Source organism: Dietzia massiliensis, from assembly GCF_018390595.1.
Taxonomy (GTDB): domain Bacteria; phylum Actinomycetota; class Actinomycetes; order Mycobacteriales; family Mycobacteriaceae; genus Dietzia; species Dietzia massiliensis.
The window spans coordinates 1-23,522 of record NZ_JAHBAV010000050.1; the positions used below are offsets into that span (position 1 = coordinate 1).

Here is a 23,522-nt window from a genome sequence, read left to right on the forward strand (position 1 = left end):
AGGCGCCTCACCCGCAGACCGCGTACACAACCTGCGTGGGCAGTACACCTAGTGCCGCAGCCGGACCAGACCCCCACGGGAGGTGGGCGGACCGGACTGACCGTGGCCGCGGTGATCGCGGCCGTCTGCCTCGTCGCGGCGCTCGTCGCCACCGGACTGTGGGTGAGCGAACGCAACGCCGCAGCCTCCGTCCGGGCCGACCGCGCGTCCGCCGCCGAGCTCGACACGTCGTACCGCGACTTCGCCACGACCGTCATGACCAAGCTCATGACCATCAGGCAGGAGACCCTCACCGAGGACGTGGACGAGATCGTCGGACTGATCGAGGGCGACTTCTCCGAGCAGTTCGCGCCCCGCCGCGACTCCTACGAGGAGGTCGTCAAGACCACCAACGTCGTCGCCGACGGCGTGGTGACGGCGGCCGCGGTCGAGCACTCCTACCCCGACCGGGCCGAGGTGATCATGGCCATCGACCAGACCATCGGCAATCCGAAGTCCGACGAGGACCAGGACCGCCAGTACCGCGTCCGCGTGACCGTCAACCGGCACGACGACGGCACGATGAAGGTGTCGGGGGTGAACTTCATCCCATGAGCAGCCCGAACTCCGACGTGCGCGCCGCCCGCCGTGCCCAGCGCGAAGCCGAACGCGCCGCGCGCGCCCAGCGCAAGGCCGACGCCGCGCGGGAACGCGCACTCGAGGCCGCCCGCGCCGGTGGACTCTTCGAGGGGATGTCGGCCATGCCCCGGACCGAGGCCTCCGAGGCCGTCGACACGTCTGAGGCCACCGAGTCCACCGGGTCCGCCGGGTCGGCCGAGGACTCGCGAGCCACCGGGTCCGCCGGGTCGGCCGAGGACTCGCGAGCCACCGGGGCCGCCCCTGCACCGGCCGCCGCCCGGGTCCCGCTCGACCCGGCCCGCCGGCGCACCCTGATCACGGCCCTGTCGGTGGTGTCGGTCCTCCTCGTCGTCGTCGCCGGTCTCGCGAGCTGGCAGTACGTCGAGGCGCGTGAGGCCACGGCCACCGAACAGCGGATCGCGGACGCGCCCCGCGCGGCCACCGACGCGGCGGGCGAGATCACCACCCAGATGTTCACCTACGACCACCGGACGGTCGACGCCGACCTCGCCGCCGTGCGCGACCGGCTCGCGGACCCGGCCCTGACGGAGTTCGTCGAACAATCCATGCCGACCGTCGCCTCGGCCGCCAAGCAGCAGGAGGCCACCGTCTACGCGACCGTCGCCGCCGCGGCCCCGCAGGAGGTCGTGGACGCCGATCACGTCACCGTGCTGGTCATGCTCAACCGCATGGTCTCCACCAAGGAGAACCCCGAGGCCGCGAGCTCGGCGTCGCGGCTGAGCGTGGCGATGGAGCGTCAGGACGGGACGTGGAAGCTCGCCGAGCTGGAGGCGCTGTAGGAGCCTCGCGGGTGGCTAGTCGCCGGTCGTCGCGTCGAGCGTCTGGAAGAAGCGGCGGGCCCACGCGTGGACGTCGTTGCCCAACACCTGGCGACGCAGGGTGCGCATGCGGCGGCGACGCTCCTCGGCGGAGTCGTTGACCGCGGTCATGATGGCGTCCTTGACGCCGTCGAGGTCGTGCGGATTGCAGAGGTACGCCTGGCGCAGCTCCGCGGCCGCCCCGGCGAACTCGCTCAAGACCAATGCGCCGTCGCCGTCCGTGCACGAGGCCACGTACTCCTTGGCCACCAGGTTCATGCCGTCGCGCACCGGCGTCACCAGCATGACGTCGGCGGCCGCGTAGAACGCCGTCAGTTCCGACTTCGGCACCGGCCGGTGGATGTACGTGACCACCGGGTGTCCGATCTCGCCGAACGACCCGTTGATGCGACCGACGGACTCCTCGATCCGCGACCGCATGATCTGGTATTGCTCGACGCGCTCGCGGCTCGGCGTGGCCAACTGCAGCAGGGTGACATCCGAGGGCTCCAGACGGCCCTCGTCGAACAGCTCCTCCAGCGCCCGCAGGCGGACGTCGATGCCCTTGGTGTAGTCCAGCCGGTCGACGCCCAACATCAGCACCCGCGGCGATCCCAACTCCTCGCGCAGGCGGGAGGCACGGGCGCGGGTCTCGCGGCTGCGGGCGGTGGCGTCGACGGACGCGGAATCGATGGAGATCGGGAAGGCGCCGACCCGCACCATGCGGTCTCCGACGCGGATCTCGGAGGCACGGCCCCGGGCGGAGCGCAGCCGCACGGAGGGATGGCCGCGCAGCCGGCTGGCGAGGATCCGGAAGTTGTCCGCCCCGCCGGACAGGTGGAAACCGACCAGGTCGGCGCCCAGCATGCCCTCGACGAGTTCGGTTCGCCACGGCAACTGCATGAACAGCTCGACGGGCGGGAACGGGATGTGGAGGAAAAACCCGATGGTCAGGTCGGGGCGCAGCTCGCGCAGGAGCGCGGGCACCAGCAGCAGCTGGTAGTCCTGCACCCAGACAGTGGCACCCTCGGCGGCGGCCTCGGCCGTGGCCTCGGCGAAGCGCGTGTTGACCTCGCGGTAGGCGTTCCACCACTCGCGGTGGTACTCGGGCGGCACCACGACGTCGTGGAACAGGGGCCACAGCGTGCCGTTGGAGAAGCCCTCGTAGTAGAGCTCGACGTCACGCGCGGACAGTGTGACCGAGTGGAGACGGATGCCGTCCGCGTCGAACGGCTCGGGGGAGGCGTCCGGGACACCGGGCCACCCGACCCAGGCGCCGTCGTTGGCCTTGAGGATCGACTCGAGCGCCGTGACGAGGCCACCGGGGCTGGCCTTCCAGTGTTCGGTGCCGTCCCGATCGACGACGAGGTCCACGGGGAGTCGGTTGGCGACGACGACGAAGTCGGCTCCCGCTCCGGTCGACGTCTGCCCGGTACCGCTCGTCATCCGCGTGCCCTCGTTTCGAGTCGTCGTGCTCTGCCTACTCCGCGTCCGCCGTCACCTGCGGTTCCGGGCCGATCCCCAGCATGTCGAGGAGCATCCGGCACTCGTCCGCGTCGGCCGAGTACGAGGCCACGACCCGGCGGGCCTGATCGGCGGTCTCGTCGGCGACCGGCTCCAGATCGTCGAGTTCGGGTTCCTTGCTGGCGGCGTCGGATGCCATCGGTGTCCTCCTGAGGTCGGTGGGGGACGAGAGCGCCGGCTGGCGGCGTCGTCCGCGGCCGATTCTACGTCACTGGTCGGCGGCGGCCGACCGGCGCAGATTGCGGGTGACCCACTCACCGAACACGATCCCGGCGGCCAGCGCCACCGCGATCGCCAACGCCTGGAACATCAGCCCCAGACCGATACCCGTCTGATCGCTCGTCAGCGCGGACAGGCCGCGGTACACCGACAGGCCCGGCAGGAACGGGGTGATGCCGGCGATGGTGACGACCAGCGGCGGGACGGTCGCGATACGGGCGAGAATGCCGCCGAACAGACCCATGAAGCAGGCGGCGAGTGCCGACCCCACGACCACACCCAGGCCGGTGGCGATGACGCCCTGGTAGATGAGCATGCCCATCGCCCCGACTGCTGCGGCGAGCCAGGTCGCGCGCACCGTCGCGTAGCTGGCCACGGCGAACCCGGCGGCGCCCACACCGGCGGCCAGCACCGCCACGTGGACAGCGGCGTTGCCGGCGATGGCCGGATCGATCGGGGGAGGGGACATACCCAGGCGGTCGAATGCCGCGAGCGCGATCGTGATCCCGCCGAGGACCCCTCCGGTCATGACCATCGTCTCGACCCCTCGCCCGGCGGAGGTCACGGGGAACCCGGTGATGGCGTCCTCGATCGCGCCGACGAGGGTCAGGCCGGCGAGCAACACGATGATCCCCGCCGCCACCAGCTGGGACGGTTGGACCTCGATGAAGTTGTCGCTCAGGGCCGCGTACCCGGCCAACGCCCACCCCGCGGCGATGAACCCGCCCACGACCTGTTGGAAGAAGGACGGGAGCCGGTGGCCGTCCAGGAACCGGTTGGCGTACATGAGGGCGAACGTCGAGACCATCGAGATGAGCCCCGCCAGTGGGCTGCCCCCGAGTTGGATGACGACCGCGCAGCCGAGCATCGCCCATCCCAGGACCGCGACCCGGAAGGAATGCGGATGCGGGGAGGCCACGATCTTCTCGACCTCGGCCGTGGCCTGGTCGACGGTGAGTTGGCGTCGCACGATGAGGTCGATCAGCCGCGACACGCGGGTCACCCGCGTCATGTCGACGGTCCGGTAGTTGACCACCCGGATCACCGAGATCGGCGGCCGCCCGCGTCGCCGGTTGACGCCGATGGTCAGCGACGTGAAGGTGACCTCGACCGTCGCGCCGGGGAGCCCGAACGCCGCCGCCACGGACTCCGCCTGGGCAACGGTGTCCGCGGCACCCTCGCCCGAGGACAGCAGGATCCCGCCGATCTCGAGGGCGAGGTTGAGCACGTCGGTGACGGCGCCGTCGTCGTCGAGGTCGACCGGGGCCATGGGGGACAGTGGTGGTTCGACCGCCAGGTCCATGGCCGACTTGCGCAGCCCCAACCACGCCAGGGGGCGGGTGAGCGGTGCCGGTGCGTCGCGGGTCTCCACGGTGCACACCGTAGTCAAGAGCCCCGACGGCGGCCGGGTTAGGATGTGTGCCGGGTCTCGCGACGGCGCGGTGACCCGTGCTGGAGTGGCGCAATTGGTAGCGCACCCGACTTGTAATCGGGCGGTTGCGAGTTCAAGTCTCGTCTCCAGCTCTCGAGCCCGTTCCGGCAGCCCGGTCGGATGCTGAGAACACGCCAAGGTTGTGGCCGTGGATTGCCGGCTCCGGGCGAGAATTCGCAGATCAGTGGACATCGTCAGCGTTTTGCCGCCGGTGAGTAGAATGTTCTCCAATGCCGCCGCCGGGAAGACGCCGCCGAGATGACTGAGTCCGCCACAGATACCGCCATCGCGTGGATGGCCGCCCTCGCCGCCGGTGACGCCGAGGGCGCCATCGCATTATCGTCCCCTTCGATCGTCTACACGACGGGCCAGGTCAGACGCTACGTCGGCCATGACGGGATCCGCGACATCGTGTCCGATCTGGCGCGGCTTGGAGGCTTCCTCACGATCGGGGTGGAGGGGGAGGTCCTGGAATCCGAGGGTGTGGTCGCGCTTCGTCGGATCGAGCGGTTCACGCTGCCCAGCGGGGGGATCGAGATCCGTGGGTGCTCCTTCGTGGAGGTGGAGGACGGGGTGGTCACGCGATGGGCGGACTACAAGAGTATGGAGACGATCGATGACGTCATCGGATGACGGGGTGGGGGCCGGCACGGGCGGGCGACGGCCGCGCTACGGGGGCCCCGGGGAGGTGGCGAAGGCGCTGGTCGAGGCGGCGTTCTCCGGCGACTTCGAGGCCGCCAGGGCATGCTGCACTCCTGATCTCGTCCTGACGATGGAGGGGATCCAGACTGTTCACGGACACCAGGGCCTGAGACACGTGATGGAGTTCAACGCCGAGGTCTCCCGGGACGTCGGTGTCGATATCCACCACGTCCTCGGTTCAGGGAACACCGCGGCGATCAACCGGACCACCTACCTCACGATCGGTGGTAAGCGGATCCACCTCGAGGTCGGGTCGTTCTTCGTCGTCCGTGACGGTCTTGTCGCGGAGTGGACCGACTACCAGGACATGCGGGTCGTCACGCGAGCTCTGGGGCATTGAGTCGGGGTCGGTGACCCGGTCCGGAATTACGGGTCAGTCCTCGGGGACGAACTGCCCGTAACCGAGATCCCGCAATGACTGTCGGAGGGTCGCGGCCGCCGCGTCGGCCTCCTCGGCCGGTGTGTCGGGATTCGCGAGCGACAGGTCGAAACCGGACATGTCGTCGGCGGGGAAGATGTGGACATGGGTGTGTGGAACCTCGAACCCTGCGATGAGGTAGCCGGCGCGCGTGGCGCCGAATCCCTCCACGACGGCCTTGCCGACGGCCTGTGCCACCTCGTTGAGCCGGGTCAGCAGCGCGGGTTCGAGATCGGTCCACCGATCGACCTCGGCGCGCGGAACGACCAGGGTGTGGCCGGGCGCCACCGGCGCGATGGTGAGGAACGCGACCACCTCGGGGTCCTCCCACACGAACCGACCCGGCAGTTCACCGGCGATGATCTTGCTGAAAACCGTTGACATGGCCCACAGCTTACGTGTGTGGGCCGTGGTCTCAGGTGGAAGATCGGCAAGAAGTGGTCTAATGGACGTGTCTGCCGCCAGGCGGGTGGCATCGTCCTCTCTACACGCGCGAAGGAGCATCGACATGGTCGAAGCAGTTGTTGCGACAGCAGAGGGCACGGTGAAGAAGAGGGCTTACCACCACGGCGATCTGCGCAACGCGATCATCCAGGAGGCGACCGCGCGTGCGAGGGTCTCGGGCGAGAAGGCGATCGTGCTCCGTGAGATCGCCCCGCACATCGGCGTCTCCGCGACCGCGGCGTATCGACATTTCGCAAACCGTCAGCAACTCGTCGAGGAGGTCGCGGCCCTGGGCTTCGTCGAACTGAAGGATCGACTCGAGACCCTGGTCGCCGGGGACGTCGAGTCCGATCCCGTCCTCGCCGCCTACAGGGAATTGCGCGAGGCCGCTCTCGCGATCGTGGGTTTCGCCATCGACGAGCCGGCGTGGGCGCGGACGATGATGGAGAACCTGGGTTCGTCGGAGACCGTCGCGACGCGCGCCGGTGACATCAACCTGGTCCTGCAGGCGATCATCGAGCGGGGAATCGAGGCGGGGACGTTCCGGCCCGGGACCGTCATGAACGACGAGCTCCCGCTGTGGGCTGCGATGGACGGCCTGAGCGCGCAGGCGCTGTTCGGGATCCGCCCGATGCACACTCCGGAGGCACTCGACTCGGCCGCTCGGACCATCGATCTGTGTCTGACGGACATGCTCACCGATGCGGGCCTGCGGGTCCGCGACGCGGCGTTCCCGGCCGTCTCCGTCTCCGCCGACGTCAGGGTCCAGACCCCTTAGCCTCCGGTCCGGGTCAACCCGATCCGGCGGCCGGACTACTGTGGTCACCGTGCGCATTCTCGTGATCGGTTCCGGTGCCCGTGAGCACGCCCTCCTCGTCGCCCTCGCCGCGGATCCCACGGTGACGGAGCTCCACGCAGCGCCGGGAAACCCCGGCATGGTGCAGGCGCAGTGCCACGAGGTCGCGGTCACCGATCCGGCCGACGTGACGACCCTGGCCCGCCGGGTCGACGCCGGGTTGGTCATCATCGGCCCCGAGGTGCCGCTGGTCGCCGGAGTGGCCGACGCCCTACGCGACGCCGGTGTCCCCGTGTTCGGGCCGTCCGCCGATGCCGCCCGCATCGAGGGCTCCAAGGCGTTCGCGAAGGACGTGATGGCGGCCGCGGGAGTCCGGACGGCGCGGGCCGAGATCGTGGACTCGCCCGCCGACCTCGACGAGGCGCTCGACCGGTTCGGCCCGACGTGGGTCGTCAAGGATGACGGACTGGCCGCAGGCAAGGGGGTCGTGGTGACCCCCGATCGCGCGGCCGCCCACGCCCACGCGCTGGCCTGCCTCGACGACGGTCACCCGGTTCTGCTCGAGTCCTTCCTCGACGGCCCCGAGGTCTCGCTGTTCTGCCTCGTCGACGGGGAGACGGTCGTTCCGTTGCTGCCCGCGCAGGACCACAAACGCGTCGGGGAGGGCGACCGCGGACCCAACACCGGCGGCATGGGAGCGTACACGCCCCTGCCGTGGCTGCCGGCGGGGATGGTGGACAGGATCGTCGCCGAGGTCTGCGAGCCGGTCGCCCGCGAGATGGTGGCCCGGGGCTGCGGCTTCTCGGGCCTGCTGTACGCAGGCCTGGCGATCACCGCCGAGGGCCCCGAGGTGGTGGAGTTCAACTGCCGTTTCGGCGACCCGGAGACGCAGGCCGTGCTGGCGCTCCTCGAGTCGCCGCTGGGCGAGACGCTCCACGCCGTGGCCACCGGCCGGCTCGCCGAGCTGCCGCCCCTGGTGTGGCGGGACGGTGCCGCAGTGACCGTGGTGCTGGCCGCCGAGCACTACCCGTCGACGCCGCGCCGCGGTGACCTCATCGAGGGCGCGGAGCAACCGGGTGTGCTGCACGCGGGCACGGCGCGCGACGCGGACGGGCGCCTGGTCTCCGCCGGTGGTCGCGTCTTGTCGGTCGTCGGCACGGGCCCGGATCTGGCCGCGGCGCGCGCCGAGGCCTACCGGATCCTCGACGGCATCGAGTTGCCCGGCGGACACTTCCGCCGGGACATCGGTCTTGCCGCGGAAGAGGGACGCATCAGCGTCCCGGGCTAGCCGGCCGGGCTCCCCACGAGGGTCGCTCCGTGCGCGGATCAGCGTGCGTAGAGCTCCATGTGCGGGACCTGCGCCACCAGCCAGGGGCTGAACGCGAACGGCGTGGCGTCGACCGCCGTCCGGACGTCCTCGGGACGGGCCCAGTGGTGGGCGCAGACCTCGTCGGCGCGCGGGTTCACGTCGGCGCGGATGCAGGCGGTGAACACCGGACAGATCTCGTTCTCCACGATCCCCGAGTCGTCGACGGCCCGGTACCGGAAATCCGGCACCGCCGGCTCGATGGAGTCGACCCGGGTCCCGAGTTCCTGCTCGGCCCGCCGCACGATCGCCTCCACCGGATCCTCGCCGGGCCCGGGATGACCGCAGAACGAGTTGGTCCAGATTCCGGGCCAGGTCCGCTTGCTCAGCGCCCGCCTCGTGAGGAGGACGCGTCCCTCGTCGTCGACGATATGGCACGAGAACGCCAGGTGCAGCGGGGTGTCGGCGGTGTGGACGATGGCCTTGTCCGCGGTGCCGGTCGGCGTCCCGTCCTCGTCGAGGAGGACGACCAGTTCGACCGGACCGGAGGCTGACCCGGTGACGGGCACGGAGAGGGAGGACATGAGGCCAGCCTAGGCAGTTCCGCCGGTGGCGGTACCGCGGCCGACGGGCGGACGGCCCGCTCGGGGGAGGGCCGCCGACCGCCGACCCCGGGCCGCCGAACCCGGGCCGCAGCCCGCCGCCGGCCCCGCGCCTCAGCCCGCGAGGCTGCGGGCGATCACCAGGCGCTGGATCTGGTTGGTGCCCTCGAAGATCTGGGTGATCTTGGCCTCGCGCATGTACCGCTCCACGGGGAACTCGCGGGTGTAGCCCACGCCGCCCAGGACCTGCACGGCGTCGGTGGTCACCTTCATCGCGGCGTCGGTGGCGGTGAGCTTGGCGATCGAGGCCTCGCGCGAGTACGGCCGGCCGGCGTCCTTGCGGCGCGCCGCGTCGAGGTACGCCGCGCGGGCCGAGGCCACGGCCGCGGCCATGTCGGCGAGCAGGAAGCCGAGTCCCTGGTGGCCGATGATGGTCTTGCCGAACGCCTCGCGCTCGTTGGCGTAGGCCACCGCGTCGTCGAGCGCGCGCTGTGCGATGCCCGTGGCCACGGCGGCGATCCCGAGGCGGCCCGAGTCCAGGGCGGAGAACGCGATGCGCAGGCCCTCGCCCTCGGCGCCGATGAGCCGGCCGGCGTCGATGCGGGCGCCCTCGTAGGAGGCCGTGGTGGTGGGCACGCCGTTGAGGCCCATCTTGTCCTCGGGCTTGCCGAAGTGCAGGTTCTCCGTGTCGCGCGGCACGAGCAGGCAGGAGATGCCGCGCGAGCCCTCGCCGGTGCGGACGAAGGTGTTGTAGACGTCGGCGATCCCGCCGTGGGTGATCCACGACTTGGTGCCGGTCACCACGTACGCGTCACCGTCCCGCTCGGCGCGGCACCGCAGGGCGGCGGCGTCTGATCCGGCCTGCGGCTCGGACAGCGAATACGCACCGATCTGCTCGCCGGCGAGCAGCCCGGGCAGCCACTCGGCCTTCTGCTCGTCGGTGCCGGCGGTGGCCAGCGGGAAGCAGGACAGCCCGTGGACGCTCGTGGCCACCGCGACGGCCGCCCAGCGGGCGCCGAGCTCCTCGAGGACCTGCAGGTACACCTCGTAGGGCTGATCGCCGCCGCCGAACTCCTCCGGGTAGGGCAGGCCGAGCAGGCCGACCTCGCCGAGCTGGGCGAACAGCCCCTCGGGGTAGGTGTGGTTCCGCTCGTGTTCCGCGGCTATCGGCTCGAGGAGCTTGTCCGCGACCGAGCGCGTCATCTCGAGGAGTTCGTACGCCTCGTCGCTGGGGAGCAGTCGGTCCACGGCCATGGGGGTCCTCCGGGTGCGTGCGGGAAAGATACTGGGTCCCATTAGAGTGCACGTCCGGATCGCGGGCCCTGTAGCCCCGAAAGCGGGGGTGCCCGTCGGTGGGTGGTGGTGGTGCTCACCCCGTCGTCTGGACCACAATCGCCGACTATGACCGAGAACACCGCGTCGACCGCGTCCACGCCCCTGTCGCCGGAGGAGTTGCTGGCGATCTACGACGTCCCCGGCGCGAGCGCCGCGGAGTTCCTGTGCGACCGGCACGATCCGGACGCGGTCGCGTTCACCGTCATCGACGCGGACCTGTCCGGCCGCGACATCACGTACGCCGAGCTGCGCACGGAGAGCGAGAAGGTCGCCGCCGCACTGGCCGCGCTGGGGGTGGCCGAGGGCGACCGCGTGGCCACGCTCATGTCCAAGTCCGCCGACCTGGTGTTCACGCTCATGGGGATCTGGCGGCTCGGCGCCGTCCACATGCCGCTGTTCACCGCGTTCGCGTGGCCGGCCATCGAGATGCGCATCACCGGCGGCGACGCGAAGGTGATCGTCTCCGACGCCGACCAGCGCGGCAAGCTCGAGTCCACGTCCGTGCCGGTCGTCGTCGCCGGCCTGGCCGACTGCCCGGAGGCCCGGGAGGGCGACCTCGACCTGGCCACGATCGTCGCGGCGCAGGAGCCCGGTCGCCCCGCCGCGGTCACCGGCCCGGACGCCGGCATGGTCATGCTCTTCACCTCCGGCACCACGGGCACCCCGAAGGGCGTCGTCGTGCCGGTGCGCGCGCTGGCCGCGTTCCACCAGTACATCGAGACCGGCCTGGACGTCCGCGCGGACGACGTGTTCTGGAACGGCGCCGACCCGGGCTGGGCGTACGGCCTGTACTACGGCATCCTCGGCCCGCTGGCCGTCGGGCGCCGCAGTCTGCTGTTGCACGCGCGCTACACGCCGGAGCTGGCCTTCGCCGTGCTGCAGTACTACCGCGTCACCAACTTCGCCGCCGCCCCGACCGTGTACCGGACCATGCGCGCCAAGCGCGACATCGCGCCGGCCGACGTGAAGCTCCGCCGCGCCTCGGCCGCCGGCGAGCCGCTCACCCCCGAGGTGATCGAGTGGTCGCGCGAGCAGTTCGGTGTGGAGGTGCGCGACCAGTACGGGCAGACCGAGCACGGCATGTTCATCATCAACCCGTGGCACGACTCCCTGCGCGAGGAGGTCCGCCCCGGCTCGATGGGCGTGCCCCTGCCGGGCTGGTCGTGCACCGTGCTGGCCGCGGACTCGGACGATCCGGCGCCGGCCGGAGAGCTGGGCCGCGTGGCGATCGACGTGCCCGCCAGCCCGCTCATGTGGTTCACCGGCTACCACGAGGCGCCGGAGAAGACCGCCGAGCGCTTCAGCGCGGACGGCCGCTGGTACTACACCGGCGACGCGGCCAAGCTCGACGCCGACGGCCACTTCTACTTCTCCAGCCGCGACGACGACGTCATCATCATGTCCGGCTACCGCATCGGGCCCTTCGACGTGGAGTCCGTGCTGGCCAAGCACCCGGACGTGCTCGAGTCCGCGGTGATCGGCGTGCCCGACGAGCTCGCGGGCGAGGTGCTCGAGGCGTACGTCGTCCTGCGCGACGGGGTCGACGGCGGCCCGGAGGCCGAGGCCGCGCTGCAGAAGTGGGTCAAGACCGAGTTCGCGGCCCATGCCTTCCCCCGCCGGGTCCACTTCGTGCGCGAGCTGCCCAAGACGCCGTCGGGCAAGATCCAGCGCTTTCTGCTGCGCAAGGAGCGCTCCGGGCAGGCCTGACGGGTCGCGGACCGGGGTGCTGCGGGCCGGCGCGCGGGGAACTATCCTCAGCCCATGACTCCCGCGGCCTCCGTCCGTTCCCCCCGGGTCGGCGGCCCTCGTCGTCGTCGCCCTCGTCACGGCGGTCACGGTGGCCGCCACCGCCGTCGCCACGGCCACCACCGCGACGGCCGCGGCCAACCCCGTGATCTCGTCGGTCGCCCCCGACCCCTCGGTGCAGCGCGGCGCCGACGGCGCGTTCCACGTCCACGCCACCTCGGACGACTGGGGTGACGGTGCCGGGCGGCGCCTCGTGCCGCACTTCCGGTCCTTCGACCTGGTGGAGTGGGAGTACGTGGGCGACGCGTTCGCCGCGCCGCCCGCGTGGGCGCCGGCCGGATCATCGCTGTGGGCGTCCGACGTCCACCTCGCCGACGCCGGGGCGGTCATGTACTACACCACCGGCGGCTCCGCGCCGTGCATCGGCCGCGCCACCGCGCCCGGCCCGGACGGCCCGTGGATCCACGACGCCACCCCGATCGTCTGCTACGGCGCCGACGAGCCCTACCAGGACCTCGACCCCATGGACCCGGAGGTCGTGTTCACCGAGGACGGCCCGGTGATGCTCATGGGCAACTTCGAGGGCATCCACGCCGTACCGATGAACGCCGCAGGCACCGCACTGGACGGCGATCCGGTGCTCGTCGCGGGGCCGGGCGTCGAGGCGCCGGCCGTGGTCGCCCGCGCCGGGCGCACCCACCTGTTCACGAGCGCCGGCCTGTGTTGCGACGGCGAGCGGTCGCAGTACCGGGTGCTCGGCGGACGCGCGGACGACCTCCTCGGCCCGTACGAGGACAGGACCGGACGGCCGTTGCTCGAGCGCGGCGCGGGCGACGTGATCCTCAGGGGCGACGAGAACTGGGTCGGGCCGGGGCACGTCGACGTCGCCATCGATGACGCCGGGCAGGACTGGATGCTCTACCACGCGGCGCCGCGCGGTCAGGCCGTCCTGCCGGGCGGTGTCCAGCGCCGCTACATGCTGATCGACCGCCTGGACTGGGTGGGTGGCTGGCCGGTGGTCGGGGACGGGACGCCGTCCGAATCGCGACGGGTCGACCCGGTGGTGGACCTGCCCGTGCGCCTCACCGCGGTCGGGGACGCCGCGCTGCGACGGGTCGACGACGACGAGGTGCTCGATCTCCCGATACAGATCGCCTCCACCGGGTCGGCGTACACGGGCGAGCTCAGGGCCACGATCACCGGCCCCGACAAGCGACGTACGGCGCTGCTGATCGTCTCCGCGGGCGGGGACCTGCCCGCCGCGCCGGCGGCGGTCGCCGCCGGGGGAGCGCTCGACCGCACCCTGAGCCTGCGCCCGCCCCGCCCGCTGGCCGCCACGAGCTGGTTGTCTCGATCGGACCCGCCGGCGGTGTGGCGCAGGAACTGGCGGTGTTCGGGCTCGAGGTGGCCCCGGACGGCTCGCTGTCGCTCGGGTCCGGTGGGCTCGGATCGCTTTCGCTGGGATCCTGAAGGGCCGGACGCGATATCGGCACGAGGAGGCGACATGGTCACAGGCGGGGACGACGGTCACGCCGCGGCGGGCGGCGGGCGGCGGGACGGGCGACGTGCGCGGTGGCACGGGTGACGCGCCCGGCGGGGTCGCGGACGACCGCAGGCTCGTCATGGCGCCGCACCTGCGCGGCCTGGAGCCCGACCCCCACCGCGGGGTCGAGGTCGACCAGAAGTCTCCGGGCGAGCTCGACGAGGCCGTGCCGCGTGGGGAGTTCATCCGGAGTGTCGTGGGCACGATCGCGGGGCTGGCCGTGGCCGGCCTGGTCTATCTGGTCATGCCGGGCGACCTCGAACACAACGCCCGCCTCACCGCGGCGGTGGCGGTGCTGCTCGGCATCTGGTGGATGACCGAGTGCATCCCCATCCCGGCGACGGCTCTGGTGCCGCTCATCGCGTTCCCGGTGCTCGGCGAGGACATCTCGGTCGACGACGTGGGCGCCCAGTACGGCAACAACATCATCTTCCTGTTCATGGGCGGCTTCCTCATCGCGATCGCCATGCAGCGGTGGAACCTGCACCGGAGGATCGCCCTGCTCACCGTGCGCGCGATGGGCACCCGGTCCACGCGGGTGATCGCGGGGTTCATGATCGCGACCGGGTTCCTGAGCATGTGGGTGTCGAACACCGCGACGGCCGTGATGATGCTGCCGATCGGCGTCTCGGTGCTGATGCTCGCGTCCGAGCTCGGCGGCGGCGGCGACGGTGACGGGAAGACCGCGATGCCGGAGATGGACCCGCAGGCGGACCCGAACTCCGACGCGGTCAAGGAGGCGGTGATCCGGTCAAACTTCGGCACCGCCCTCATGCTCGGCATCGCGTACGCGGCGTCGGTGGGGTCGCTGGCCACGATCATCGGGACCCCGCCCAACACGCTGCTCGCCGGCTACCTCAGCGCCGAACACGGCATCCAGCTGGGCTTCGGCCAGTGGATGCTGGTCGGGTTGCCGCTGGCCGTGGTCATGCTGGTGATCACGTGGCTCCTGCTCACCAAGGTGCTGTTCAAGCCGGAGATCGAGCGGATCCCCGGTGGGCGGAAGCTGTTCGACGACGAGCTGCGCAGACTCGGCCCCACGTCGTCCGGAGAGAAGCGCGTTCTGGCCGTCTTCGTGGCGGCCGCGGTGGCGTGGGTGGCGGTCCCGCTGGTGTTCGAGGACCCGCCGATCTCGGACGCGGGCATCGCGCTCGCGGCCGGCCTGCTGCTGTTCCTGCTGCCCGCCGGGTCCCGGCGGGGCGTGCGGCTGCTGACGTGGGACGCCGCGCTGGCGCTGCCGTGGGGCGTCCTGCTGCTGTTCGGCGGTGGCCTCGCGCTGTCCTCGCAGTTCTCCGGCTCGGGGCTCACCGACTGGATCGGCGAGCAGGCCGGCGCGCTGGGCGCCTTGCCGGTCGTCCTGTTGGTGGTGGTGGCTGCGGCGGGGATCATCTTCCTCACCGAGCTGACGAGCAACACCGCCACCGCCGCGACGTTCCTGCCGGTGGCCGGCGGCGTGGCCCTGGGGCTCGGGGTGGACCCGATGCTGCTCGCGGTGCCGGTGGCGCTGGCCGCCACGTGCGCGTTCATGCTGCCGGTGGCGACCCCGCCCAACGCGATCGCCTACGGCTCCGGGTACGTGACGATCGGTCAGATGATCCGGGGCGGTCTGTGGCTCAACCTCATCGGGATCGTGCTCATCACGGTGGTCACCATGACGCTGTTGGTGTGGGTGTTCGGGTTGACCATCTGACGGACGGTCGCGGGGGACCGCGAGCGCGGTCTCACCCGAGCTCGCGCCGCATGACGATCCGGGGGAAGCCCGCCGTCACCGACGACGTGTCGGCGACCTTGACGAATCCCGCGGCCTCGAACAGTGAGCGGAACCCGACGAAGGCCATGGTGAGGTCGACCTTCTCCCCGCCGTTGTCCACCGGGACGGCCTCGACGGCGGGGGCGCCGTGTGCCCGGGCGAAGGCGACCGCTCCCTCGACGAGGTCGTGGGCGACGCCCCGACCCCGGTACCCGGGTCGGACCCGGATGCAGAAGATCGACCACACGGGGCGCGTGTCCACGGTCGGGATCACCCGCGACCGGGCGACGGGCAGGTCGTGGCGCGGCGCGACGGCCGCCCAGCCCACGGGCTCGGACCCGAGGTAGGCGAGCATCCCCGGGGCGACCTCTGCCGCGCACAGGTCGGGGACCCGGTCGCCCCGGGCGCGGCCGACCAGTGACCTGTTGGTCGCGGAGTCCACCCGGTGACTGAGGCACCAGCACACCGAGGCGTCGGGGTCCTTCCGGGGGCCCAGGAGAACCGCCACGTCGTCGAACCGGGTGGCGGGCGTACGACGACGCCGTCGGTGGAGGAGTTCATGGGGCCGTCCTCGAGTCTCGTCGACCTGCGACGGGTCCGACGCTAGTCCGCCGGCGCGCCCCCGGCATCCGACCGACCGGCCCGTGGTGGACACCGCCGACCCGGGCGCTAGCGTCGGGGCATGTCCGTCCCACGCGAACCCTCCCGCCGCTCGGCCGTCGAGCCGTTCCACGTGATGAGCGTCCTCGCGGCCGCGGCCAGGCGCCAGGAGACCCACGGGGACGTGATCTCCCTGTGCGCCGGGCAGCCCTCGACCCCGGCCCCGGCGCCGGTACTGGCCGCGGCCCGCCGGGCCCTGGACACCGAGATCCTCGGCTACACCGAGGCCGTGGGGATCCGGCCCCTGCGTGAGGCGATCGCCGCGTATCACCGGCGACGGGACGGGCTCGACGTGACCGCCGACGACGTCGTCGTCACCACCGGTTCCTCCGGCGGCTTCACCGCGCTCTTCCTCGCCGCCTTCGACCCCGGCGACACCGTGGTCATGGCGCGCCCCGGCTACCCCGCCTACCGCAACACCCTCCAGGCGCTGGGGTGCCGCGTCCACGAGATCGCCTGCGGGGCGGACACGCGGTATCAGCCCACCGTCGCGCAACTCGAGGCGGTCACGGTGGAGCTCGGCCACGCCCCCGCCGGGCTCATCGTCGCCAGCCCCGCCAACCCCACCGGCACGATCATCGACGCGGACGAGCTCGCCGCGCTGGCCCGGTGGTGCGACGCGCACGGCACGCTGCTCATCAGCGACGAGATCTACCACGGCGTCACCTACGGCCGGGAGTGCGCGAGCGCATGGCGGACCAGCCGCGAGGCGGTGGTGATGGGCTCGGTGTCCAAGTACTTCTCCATGACCGGTTGGCGCATCGGCTGGATGCTGCTGCCCGAGTACCTCCGCGACCCCGTCGACCGGCTCGTGGGCAACCTGACGATCTGCCCGCCGGCGGACGCGCAGTTCGCCGCCGTCGCCGCCTTCACCGACGAGTCGACCGCCGAGCTCGACCTCCACGTCCAGCGCTACGCCCGCAACCGCGACCTCGTGCTGCGCCGGCTGGGCGAGCTCGGGGTGGGGGAGATCGCTCCGCCCGACGGCGCCTTCTACGCCTACTTCGACGTCTCGCGGTGGACCGACGACTCGGTGGCGTGGTGCGCACGGATCCTCGACCGAACCGGGGTCGCGCTCACGCCGGGAGTGGACTTCGACACCGTCGACGGCCGCCACACCGTCCGGCTGAGCTTCGCCGGGGCGACCGATGAGATCGCCGAGGCCATGGACCGGCTCGAGGCGGAACCGGTCCTGTAGGCGCCGGCCCGTGAGCGGCGTGAGCGGCGTGAGCGGCGTGGGTCCCGGGGACGTGGCGTCCCCGCCGGACAGCGGGCCGCAGGTGCCCGACGTGGCGTCCCCGCCGGTGACGCCGGGCGGCTACCGTCGGCGCATGGGTTCCGTCGAGATCATCACCGCCAGCGTCTACATCACCCGGCCGTGGCTGCTGCTGCAGGCGCCGCTGACGGTCGAGCAGGTCTACCTCAACGCCCGCGAGATCCTGGCCGGGTCCACCGGCGGCTCGGTCATCTCCTGAGCGGGCTGCGATACTGGGGGGCGTGACCGCCCAGAACGCCTCGCCCGCCCGGGCCGAAAAGCCCCGGATCTCGAACGTCCTCGCCTCGCGCTACGCGAGCGTCGACCTGGCCACGCTGTGGTCCGCCGAGCACAAGATCGTGCTCGAGCGCCAGCTGTGGATCGCGGTACTACGCGCGCAGCGCGACCTGGGGATCGACGTCCCCGACGGCGTGATCGAGGCATACGAGGCGGTGGTCGACCGCGTCGACCTCGCGTCGATCGCCGAGCGCGAGCGGGTCACCCGGCACGACGTCAAGGCCCGCATCGAGGAGTTCAACGACCTCGCCGGACACGAGCACATCCACAAGGGGATGACGAGCCGGGACCTCACCGAGAACGTCGAGCAGCTACAGGTGGTGCGGTCGCTCGAGCTGCTGCGCGACCGGGGCGTCGCCGCGGCCCGTCGTCTGGCCGAGCACGCCGTGGCCCACCGCGACACGGTCATGGCGGGGCGCAGCCACAACGTCGCCGCGCAGGCCACCACCCTCGGTAAGCGCTTCGCCTCCGCGGCCGACGAGTTGCTGGTCGCCCTTGAGCGGGTCGAATCCCTCCTCGAGCGGTATCCGCTGCGCGGCATCAAGGGCCCCATGGGGACCGGCCAGGACATGCTCGACCTCCTCGGCGGAGACGCCGCCAAGATGGCCGAGCTCGAGGGGCGGATAGCCGAACACCTGGGCTTCGCCCGCACCTTCGACTCGGTCGGGCAGGTCTACCCGCGGTCGCTGGACCACGAGGTCGTCTCCGCGCTCGTCCAGCTCGGGGCGGGCCCGTCCTCGCTGGCGCAGACCATCCGCCTCATGGCCGGTCACGAGCTCGTCACCGAGGGTTTCCAGCCCGGGCAGGTCGGCTCCTCGGCGATGCCGCACAAGATGAACACCCGCTCGTGCGAGCGGGTGAACGGACTGCAGGTGGTCTTGCGCGGATACGGGTCCATGGCCGCCGAGCTCGCGGGCGCGCAGTGGAACGAAGGCGATGTGTTCTGCTCGGTGGTCCGCCGCGTCGCGCTGCCGGACGCGTTCTTCGCCCTGGACGGCATGTTCGAGACCTTCCTGACCGTCCTCGACGAGTTCGGCGCCTACCCCGCGGTGATCGACAAGGAGCTGCAGCGCTACCTGCCGTTCCTCGCCACCACCAAGGTGCTCATGGCCGCGGTGCGCGCCGGGGTCGGTCGCGAGCTCGCCCACGAGGCGATCAAGGAGAACGCCGTCGCCGTGGCCCTGGCCATGCGGGAGGAGGGTCGCGAGCCCGACCTCATCGACCGGCTGGCGGCGGACGAGCGGCTGCCTTTGGGCCGTCCGGCGCTGGAGGAGGCTCTGGCGGACCGCGCGGCGTTCATCGGTGCGGCCGGCGACCAGGTCGATGCCGTGGTCGCCCGCGTCGGGGCGCTCGTCGCCCGGCACCCGGAGGCAGCCGGCTACGCGCCGGGCTCGATTCTGTAGAACCCGAGCGGGTCGCGTCCGCCCCGCGGATCGGGGCTGACGCGCCGCCCCGGGGACCGCGCAGCCGCTCCCGGGGATGGCGTCTCGCTCCCGCCCTTGCTCGCCTCGATCGCAGCCGCTCCTCGGCATGGCGTCCCGCCTGCCCCGGCGCGGGGGCCAGACGCCATCGTCGGGGGCGGGAGTGTTGGCCTCCGGGCAGCCGCTCCTGGAGATGGCGCCTCGCCCCCGCCCTTGCTCGCCTCCCTGGAACACCCGGTGCTCCGGTGCGATCCAGTCAGGACTCGCCACCGCGAGTTCGGCGGTCGGGATCGACTCGGCGGCGTTCATGGAGCAGTTCCAGGTACCTATCGCCTTCTCGCTGATGTCACTGGGCGTGGACAACCTCATCCTGCGGCAGCTCGGCATCTGAGGACCGCCCGGCGATCGGCCCCTGGTCGGCGCGGGCGGGCACTAGTCTCATCACCATGTACGAGACCGTGATCCCCGTCCCCGGCACCTCTGGACTACAGGCGAAGCTGCACCACGCCGACGAGCCGAGGGCTCTGATGGTGCTGGTCCACGGCTTCGGCGAACACTCCGGTCGCTACGCGCGAACCATCCGGTTCCTCACCGATCGCGGGATCACGGTCGCGACCTACGACCTGCGTGGTCACGGCACCGCCCCGGGGCCGCGATTCAAAGTCGCGATGGAAACCCACATCGAGGACAACCTGGCGGTGCGTGACGCGGTGGCTGAGTGGTCCCGGTCGGAGGAGGGGGCCGGAGCCGACGCCCTCCCGAGACTGCTCATGGGGCATTCCATGGGCGGGCAGGTGGCCGGTGAATCCGCGCTCAGGAGACCCTGGGACCTCAAAGGGCTCATCCTGTCCTCGCCGGGGCTCGCCGTGGGTGAGGGCACGCCAGCGGCTCTCAAGGCGGTCGCTCCCGTGGTCGCGCGCCTGCTGCCGTTCCTTCCGGTCGAGAAACTGGATGCGAACGACATCTCGCGGGTGCCCGAGTACGTGGAGGACTACTGCTCGGACCCGCTGGTGCACCAATCCGGGGTGCCGGCGCTGACCGCGGGGACGATGTTGGCTGGCGGCGCCAGGCTGATCGAGCGTTCCCGGTCCCTGCGGTTGCCCACGCTCATCCTCAACGGTTCCGCCGACTCCATCACCTCCCCGACGGGGTCGCGCCGGTTCGCGCAGGTTGCAGGCACGGATCACGATCCGCGCCCGGAGATCACCTACCGGGAGATCGAGGGCGGGCTGCACGAACTGTTCAACGACCTCTGCGCGGACGAGGCGTACGCGGCACTGGGGGAGTGGCTCGACGCCCGGCTGGGCTGAGTCTCCGCGCGGGGCCGGCCGGCTCGACGCACCGCCTCGTCGGTGATCGTCGTCCGGCTACGCTGGCCGTCATGCGACCCGATCTGTCCTCCTACCGCCACCTCGTCTCCGGGAAGGTCCGCGAGCTGTACGAGATCGACGACGAGACGCTGCTCATGGTGGCCACCGACAGGATCTCGGCGTACGACCACGTGCTCGGGACTCCCATCCCCGACAAGGGCCGGGTGCTCACCGCGATGAGCGCGTTCTTCTTCGACGCGCTCGACGTGCCCAACCACCTGGCGGGACCACTCGACGACGAGCGCATCCCGGCCGAGGTGCTGGGGCGCGCGATGGTGGTGCGTCGGCTCGATATGGTCCAGGCGGAGTGTGTCGCCCGCGGTTACCTGACCGGGTCGGGCATCACCGAGTACCGCGAATCGGGCACGGTGTGCGGCATCGAGCTGCCCGACGGCTTGGTGGAGGCCAGCAAGTTGCCGGAGCCGATCTTCACCCCGGCCACCAAGGCGGCGGTGGGGGACCACGACGAGAACATCTCGTTCGACCAGCTCATCCGCATCGTCGGCGACGAGCTCGCCGAGCGGCTGCGGTCGGAGACCCTCGACATCTACTCGCGGGCCGCGGAGATCGCCGCCGACCGTGGCGTGCTGCTGGCGGACACGAAGTTCGAGTTCGGGCTGGCCGACGGGGAGCTGATCCTCGCCGACGAGGTGCTCACGCCGGACTCGTCCCGGTACTGGCCGGCCGACGACTACTCGCCGGGCCGCGTGCAGCCGAGCTTCGACAAGCAGTTCGTGCGCAACTGGCTGACCGGGTCCGAGGCGGGATGGAACCCCGGCGCCGACACCCCGCCGCCGGTGCTGCCCGACGAGGTGGTGGCCGCCACGCGTGATCGGTACATCGAGGCCTACGAGCGGATCTCCGGTCTGTCGTTCGCGGACTGGATCGGCGGTGACGACGCGTGAGCGCCTTCGACGCCACCTCGCGGAGTTCCGCGACCGAATCGACCTCGCCCGCGACTCCGACGACCTCGCCCACGCCGCCGGTGGCCGAGCGCCGCCCGCACCGGCGCGAGCACCACGGTCGCGTCTTCGTCGACGACTACGAGTGGCTGCGCGACAAGGACGCCCCGGCGACGCGCGAGTACCTGGAGGCGGAGAACGCCTACACCGACGCCATGACCGCCGGCCTCAAGCCGCTGGAGGACGCGGTCTACGAGGAGATCCGCTCGCGCGTGAAGGAGACCGACATGTCGGTCCCCGTGCGCTCCGGCGGGTGGTGGTACTTCTCGCGTACGGAGGAGGGCCGGTCGTACGCGAAGCACTGCCGCGTCCCGGTTCCGCAGCAGTACGTCGACGACCCCGCGGATCCCGCCGGGTGGGCGCCTCCGGAGGTCTCCCCGGACGTGGAGCTGCCCGGCGAGCAACTGCTCATGGACGGCAACGCCGAGGCCGAGGGGCACGAGTACTTCGCGCTCGGCGCGTTCTCGGTCAGTCACGACGGGACGATGCTGGCGTGGGCCACCGACACCGAGGGCGACGAGCGCTACACGCTGCGCTTCCGCTCGCTGGACCCGGAGGTCACCGCGCCGGACGAGGAGATCTCCGGCATCGCGGCGGGCGTGACCTGGTCCCGCGACGGCCGGTACGTGTTCTACGTGACCGTCGACGACGCGTGGCGACCGGACACCGTCTGGCGTCACCGCCTCGGGACGACGAGGGACGACGACGACGAGGTGTTCCACGAGCCCGACGAGTCCTACTGGATAGGGGTGGGCGAGACCCGCAGTGAGAAGTACCTGCAGATAGCGGCGGGTTCCAAGATCACCACCGAGGTGTGGTGTCTGGACTCGAGCGATCCCGCGGGTGAGTTCTGGTGCGTCCGGCCGCGCGAGGAGGGCGTGGAGTACGACGTCGAGCACGCGGTGATCGGCGGGGAGGACCGGTTCCTCGTCACGCACAACGACGGCGCGCCGAACTACGTGGTGGCCGAGGCGCCCGCGGGCCCGATCGAGGGCCCGCTGCGGGACCTGCGCACGCTCGTCGCGCACCGCGACGACGTCCGCGTCGAGGGAGTGGACGCCTTCGCCCGGGTGCTGGTGCTGGGCTACCGCGAGGGGGCGCTGCCGCGCTTCGCGCTGATGCCGCTCGATCCCGCGTCGTCGGCCGGGGTTAAGGAGTACTCGCGCTTCGAGCCCGTCGAGTTCGATGAGGAGCTGTTCACCTCCGGTCCCGGATCGAACCCGGAGTGGAACTCGCCGGTCCTGCGGTTCGGTTACGGTTCGTTCGTCACGCCGGGGCGGGTCTACTCGCTCGACCTGGCCACCGGCGAGCGCACGCTGCTGCGTGAGCAGGAGGTGCTCGGCGGCTACGACCCGAGCGGTTATGTGCAGCGTCGGGACTGGGCGACCGCGGCCGACGGCACCCGGGTGCCGATCTCCCTGGTGATGTCGAACGACACCGCCGCCCGCGTCGACGCCGGTGAGCAGGTGCCGACCCTGCTGTACGGCTACGGTTCGTACGAGTCGAGCATCGATCCCGCGTTCTCGGTGGCCAGGCTGTCGTTGCTCGACCGGGGGATGGCCTATGCCGTGGCGCACGTGCGCGGCGGCGGCGAGATGGGCCGGCTCTGGTACGAGAACGGCAAGAAGCTGGCCAAGCGCAACACCTTCACCGACTTCGTCGACTGCGCGCGGCACCTCGTCGACTCGGGACTCACCGCGCCGGACCGGCTGGTCGCCGAGGGCGGCAGCGCGGGCGGCCTGCTCATGGGGGCGGTCGCCAACCTCGCCCCCGACCTGTTCGCGGGGATCCAGGCCGTGGTGCCGTTCGTCGACCCGCTCACCTCGATCCTCATGCCGGAGCTCCCGCTCACGGTGATCGAGTGGGACGAGTGGGGCGACCCGCTGCACTCGGAGGAGGTCTACGACTACATGGCCTCCTACGCCCCGTACGAGAACATCGAGGCCAAGGAGTACCCGGCCATCCTCGCGGTGACCTCGCTCAACGACACCCGCGTGCTGTACGTGGAGCCGGCCAAGTGGGTGGCCAAGCTGCGGGCCGTGGCGCCGTCTGCCAACTCCACCGACCGGCCGGTGCTGCTGCGCTGCGAGATGAGCGCCGGGCACGGCGGCGTGTCGGGCCGCTACGAGCGGTGGCGGCAGACAGCGTTCGAATACGCGTGGACCGTCCGGACCGCCGGCGCCGGTTAGCCGCAACCGCCACAATCCGCTACTCCCGCTCCGGATCCGCTACTCCCACATGAGTAGCGGATGCCGAGCGGGAGTAGCGGATTTCGGGGAGGTGGGGCGCTCGTCGGCGGGGTGG

23 protein-coding genes and 1 tRNA gene are annotated in these 23,522 nt (G+C 71.4%); 17 read left to right on the top strand and 7 right to left on the bottom strand.

Annotation, left to right across the window (positions count from 1 at the left end):
- The first annotated feature begins 51 nt into the window (after positions 1–51).
- Positions 52–594, top strand: a complete 543-nt coding sequence (locus KHA85_RS12960) for an Rv1363c family protein (protein WP_007633660.1) — start codon at positions 52–54, stop codon at positions 592–594.
- The gene (locus KHA85_RS12965; protein ID WP_213186099.1) at positions 591–1,418 is read left to right on the top strand and encodes a hypothetical protein; all 828 of its coding nucleotides are present in this window, start codon (positions 591–593) and stop codon (positions 1,416–1,418) included. The genes KHA85_RS12960 and KHA85_RS12965 overlap by 4 nt, the downstream gene beginning before the upstream one ends.
- 15 nt (positions 1,419–1,433) lie before the next feature.
- On the opposite strand, the gene KHA85_RS12970 is transcribed toward KHA85_RS12965, so the two are convergent.
- The 3 genes from KHA85_RS12970 to KHA85_RS12980 form a co-directional block, all read right to left on the bottom strand.
- Entirely contained in the window at positions 1,434–2,882 is a 1,449-nt protein-coding gene (locus KHA85_RS12970) for an alpha,alpha-trehalose-phosphate synthase (UDP-forming) (protein ID WP_213186100.1), read from the bottom strand.
- 34 nt (positions 2,883–2,916) lie between these two features.
- Positions 2,917–3,099 (bottom strand): hypothetical protein, encoded by a 183-nt coding sequence (locus KHA85_RS12975; RefSeq protein WP_213186101.1) that lies wholly within the window; start codon positions 3,097–3,099, stop codon positions 2,917–2,919.
- Positions 3,100–3,168: 69 nt separating this feature from the next.
- Positions 3,169–4,551, bottom strand: a complete 1,383-nt coding sequence (locus tag KHA85_RS12980; protein ID WP_308936952.1) for a threonine/serine exporter family protein — start codon at positions 4,549–4,551, stop codon at positions 3,169–3,171.
- A gap of 79 nt (positions 4,552–4,630) precedes the next feature.
- Between KHA85_RS12980 and KHA85_RS12985 the strand changes: the two genes are divergently transcribed.
- The 3 genes from KHA85_RS12985 (at position 4,631) to KHA85_RS12995 (ending at position 5,653) form a co-directional block, all read left to right on the top strand.
- Positions 4,631–4,703, top strand: a tRNA-Thr gene (locus tag KHA85_RS12985).
- A gap of 166 nt (positions 4,704–4,869) precedes the next feature.
- Positions 4,870–5,244, top strand: a complete 375-nt coding sequence (locus tag KHA85_RS12990; RefSeq protein ID WP_106385674.1) for a nuclear transport factor 2 family protein — start codon at positions 4,870–4,872, stop codon at positions 5,242–5,244.
- Entirely contained in the window at positions 5,228–5,653 is a 426-nt protein-coding gene (locus KHA85_RS12995) for a nuclear transport factor 2 family protein (RefSeq protein WP_236885655.1), read from the top strand. The genes KHA85_RS12990 and KHA85_RS12995 overlap by 17 nt, the downstream gene beginning before the upstream one ends.
- 33 nt (positions 5,654–5,686) lie before the next feature.
- On the opposite strand, the gene KHA85_RS13000 is transcribed toward KHA85_RS12995, so the two are convergent.
- On the bottom strand, positions 5,687–6,115 hold the full coding sequence (locus KHA85_RS13000) for an HIT family protein (RefSeq protein ID WP_213186103.1): 429 nt from the start codon (positions 6,113–6,115) through the stop codon (positions 5,687–5,689).
- Positions 6,116–6,239: 124 nt separating this feature from the next.
- On the opposite strand from KHA85_RS13000, the gene KHA85_RS13005 reads away from it, so the two are divergent.
- Positions 6,240–6,953 carry a TetR/AcrR family transcriptional regulator gene (locus tag KHA85_RS13005; RefSeq protein ID WP_236885656.1) on the top strand — a complete coding sequence of 238 codons (714 nt, stop codon included), beginning with the start codon at positions 6,240–6,242 and terminating at the stop codon, positions 6,951–6,953.
- A gap of 49 nt (positions 6,954–7,002) precedes the next feature.
- Positions 7,003–8,259, top strand: a complete 1,257-nt coding sequence (gene purD, locus KHA85_RS13010; RefSeq protein ID WP_213186104.1) for a phosphoribosylamine--glycine ligase — start codon at positions 7,003–7,005, stop codon at positions 8,257–8,259.
- Positions 8,260–8,297: 38 nt separating this feature from the next.
- On the opposite strand, the gene idi is transcribed toward purD, so the two are convergent.
- Together idi and KHA85_RS13020 are read right to left on the bottom strand one after the other, a co-directional pair.
- Positions 8,298–8,861, bottom strand: coding sequence for an isopentenyl-diphosphate Delta-isomerase (gene idi / locus KHA85_RS13015; RefSeq protein WP_213186105.1), 564 nt, complete (start codon positions 8,859–8,861; stop codon positions 8,298–8,300).
- A gap of 132 nt (positions 8,862–8,993) precedes the next feature.
- Positions 8,994–10,133: an acyl-CoA dehydrogenase family protein gene (locus KHA85_RS13020; RefSeq protein ID WP_131886168.1), complete on the bottom strand. Its 1,140-nt coding sequence runs from the start codon at positions 10,131–10,133 to the stop codon at positions 8,994–8,996.
- Between the two features lie 147 nt (positions 10,134–10,280).
- Between KHA85_RS13020 and KHA85_RS13025 the strand changes: the two genes are divergently transcribed.
- The 3 genes from KHA85_RS13025 to KHA85_RS13035 all read left to right on the top strand — a co-directional run bounded on the left by KHA85_RS13025 (position 10,281) and on the right by KHA85_RS13035 (position 15,193).
- Entirely contained in the window at positions 10,281–11,921 is a 1,641-nt protein-coding gene (locus KHA85_RS13025) for an AMP-binding protein (protein ID WP_213186106.1), read from the top strand.
- A gap of 130 nt (positions 11,922–12,051) precedes the next feature.
- Positions 12,052–13,545 (top strand): family 43 glycosylhydrolase, encoded by a 1,494-nt coding sequence (locus KHA85_RS13030; RefSeq protein WP_308936953.1) that lies wholly within the window; start codon positions 12,052–12,054, stop codon positions 13,543–13,545.
- Positions 13,546–13,582: 37 nt separating this feature from the next.
- Positions 13,583–15,193: an SLC13 family permease gene (locus tag KHA85_RS13035; protein ID WP_213186115.1), complete on the top strand. Its 1,611-nt coding sequence runs from the start codon at positions 13,583–13,585 to the stop codon at positions 15,191–15,193.
- A 31-nt stretch (positions 15,194–15,224) separates the two neighbouring features.
- On the opposite strand, the gene KHA85_RS13040 is transcribed toward KHA85_RS13035, so the two are convergent.
- A complete protein-coding gene (locus KHA85_RS13040; protein ID WP_213186107.1) occupies positions 15,225–15,761 on the bottom strand; it encodes a GNAT family N-acetyltransferase in 537 nt (178 codons plus the stop codon).
- A gap of 174 nt (positions 15,762–15,935) precedes the next feature.
- On the opposite strand from KHA85_RS13040, the gene KHA85_RS13045 reads away from it, so the two are divergent.
- The 7 genes from KHA85_RS13045 (at position 15,936) to KHA85_RS13075 (ending at position 23,407) form a co-directional block, all read left to right on the top strand.
- On the top strand, positions 15,936–17,111 hold the full coding sequence (locus KHA85_RS13045; protein WP_213186108.1) for an aminotransferase class I/II-fold pyridoxal phosphate-dependent enzyme: 1,176 nt from the start codon (positions 15,936–15,938) through the stop codon (positions 17,109–17,111).
- Between the two features lie 10 nt (positions 17,112–17,121).
- Positions 17,122–17,388 (top strand): hypothetical protein, encoded by a 267-nt coding sequence (locus KHA85_RS13050; RefSeq protein WP_213186109.1) that lies wholly within the window; start codon positions 17,122–17,124, stop codon positions 17,386–17,388.
- 22 nt (positions 17,389–17,410) lie between these two features.
- Positions 17,411–18,868, top strand: coding sequence for an adenylosuccinate lyase (purB, locus tag KHA85_RS13055; RefSeq protein WP_213186110.1), 1,458 nt, complete (start codon positions 17,411–17,413; stop codon positions 18,866–18,868).
- A 211-nt stretch (positions 18,869–19,079) separates the two neighbouring features.
- On the top strand, positions 19,080–19,277 hold the full coding sequence (locus KHA85_RS13060) for a hypothetical protein (protein WP_213186111.1): 198 nt from the start codon (positions 19,080–19,082) through the stop codon (positions 19,275–19,277).
- A gap of 55 nt (positions 19,278–19,332) precedes the next feature.
- On the top strand, positions 19,333–20,196 hold the full coding sequence (locus KHA85_RS13065) for an alpha/beta hydrolase (RefSeq protein ID WP_063934962.1): 864 nt from the start codon (positions 19,333–19,335) through the stop codon (positions 20,194–20,196).
- Positions 20,197–20,267: 71 nt separating this feature from the next.
- Positions 20,268–21,161, top strand: coding sequence for a phosphoribosylaminoimidazolesuccinocarboxamide synthase (locus tag KHA85_RS13070; RefSeq protein ID WP_213186112.1), 894 nt, complete (start codon positions 20,268–20,270; stop codon positions 21,159–21,161).
- A complete protein-coding gene (locus KHA85_RS13075) occupies positions 21,158–23,407 on the top strand; it encodes a S9 family peptidase (protein ID WP_308936954.1) in 2,250 nt (749 codons plus the stop codon). The genes KHA85_RS13070 and KHA85_RS13075 overlap by 4 nt, the downstream gene beginning before the upstream one ends.
- The last annotated feature ends 115 nt before the right edge of the window (positions 23,408–23,522 follow it).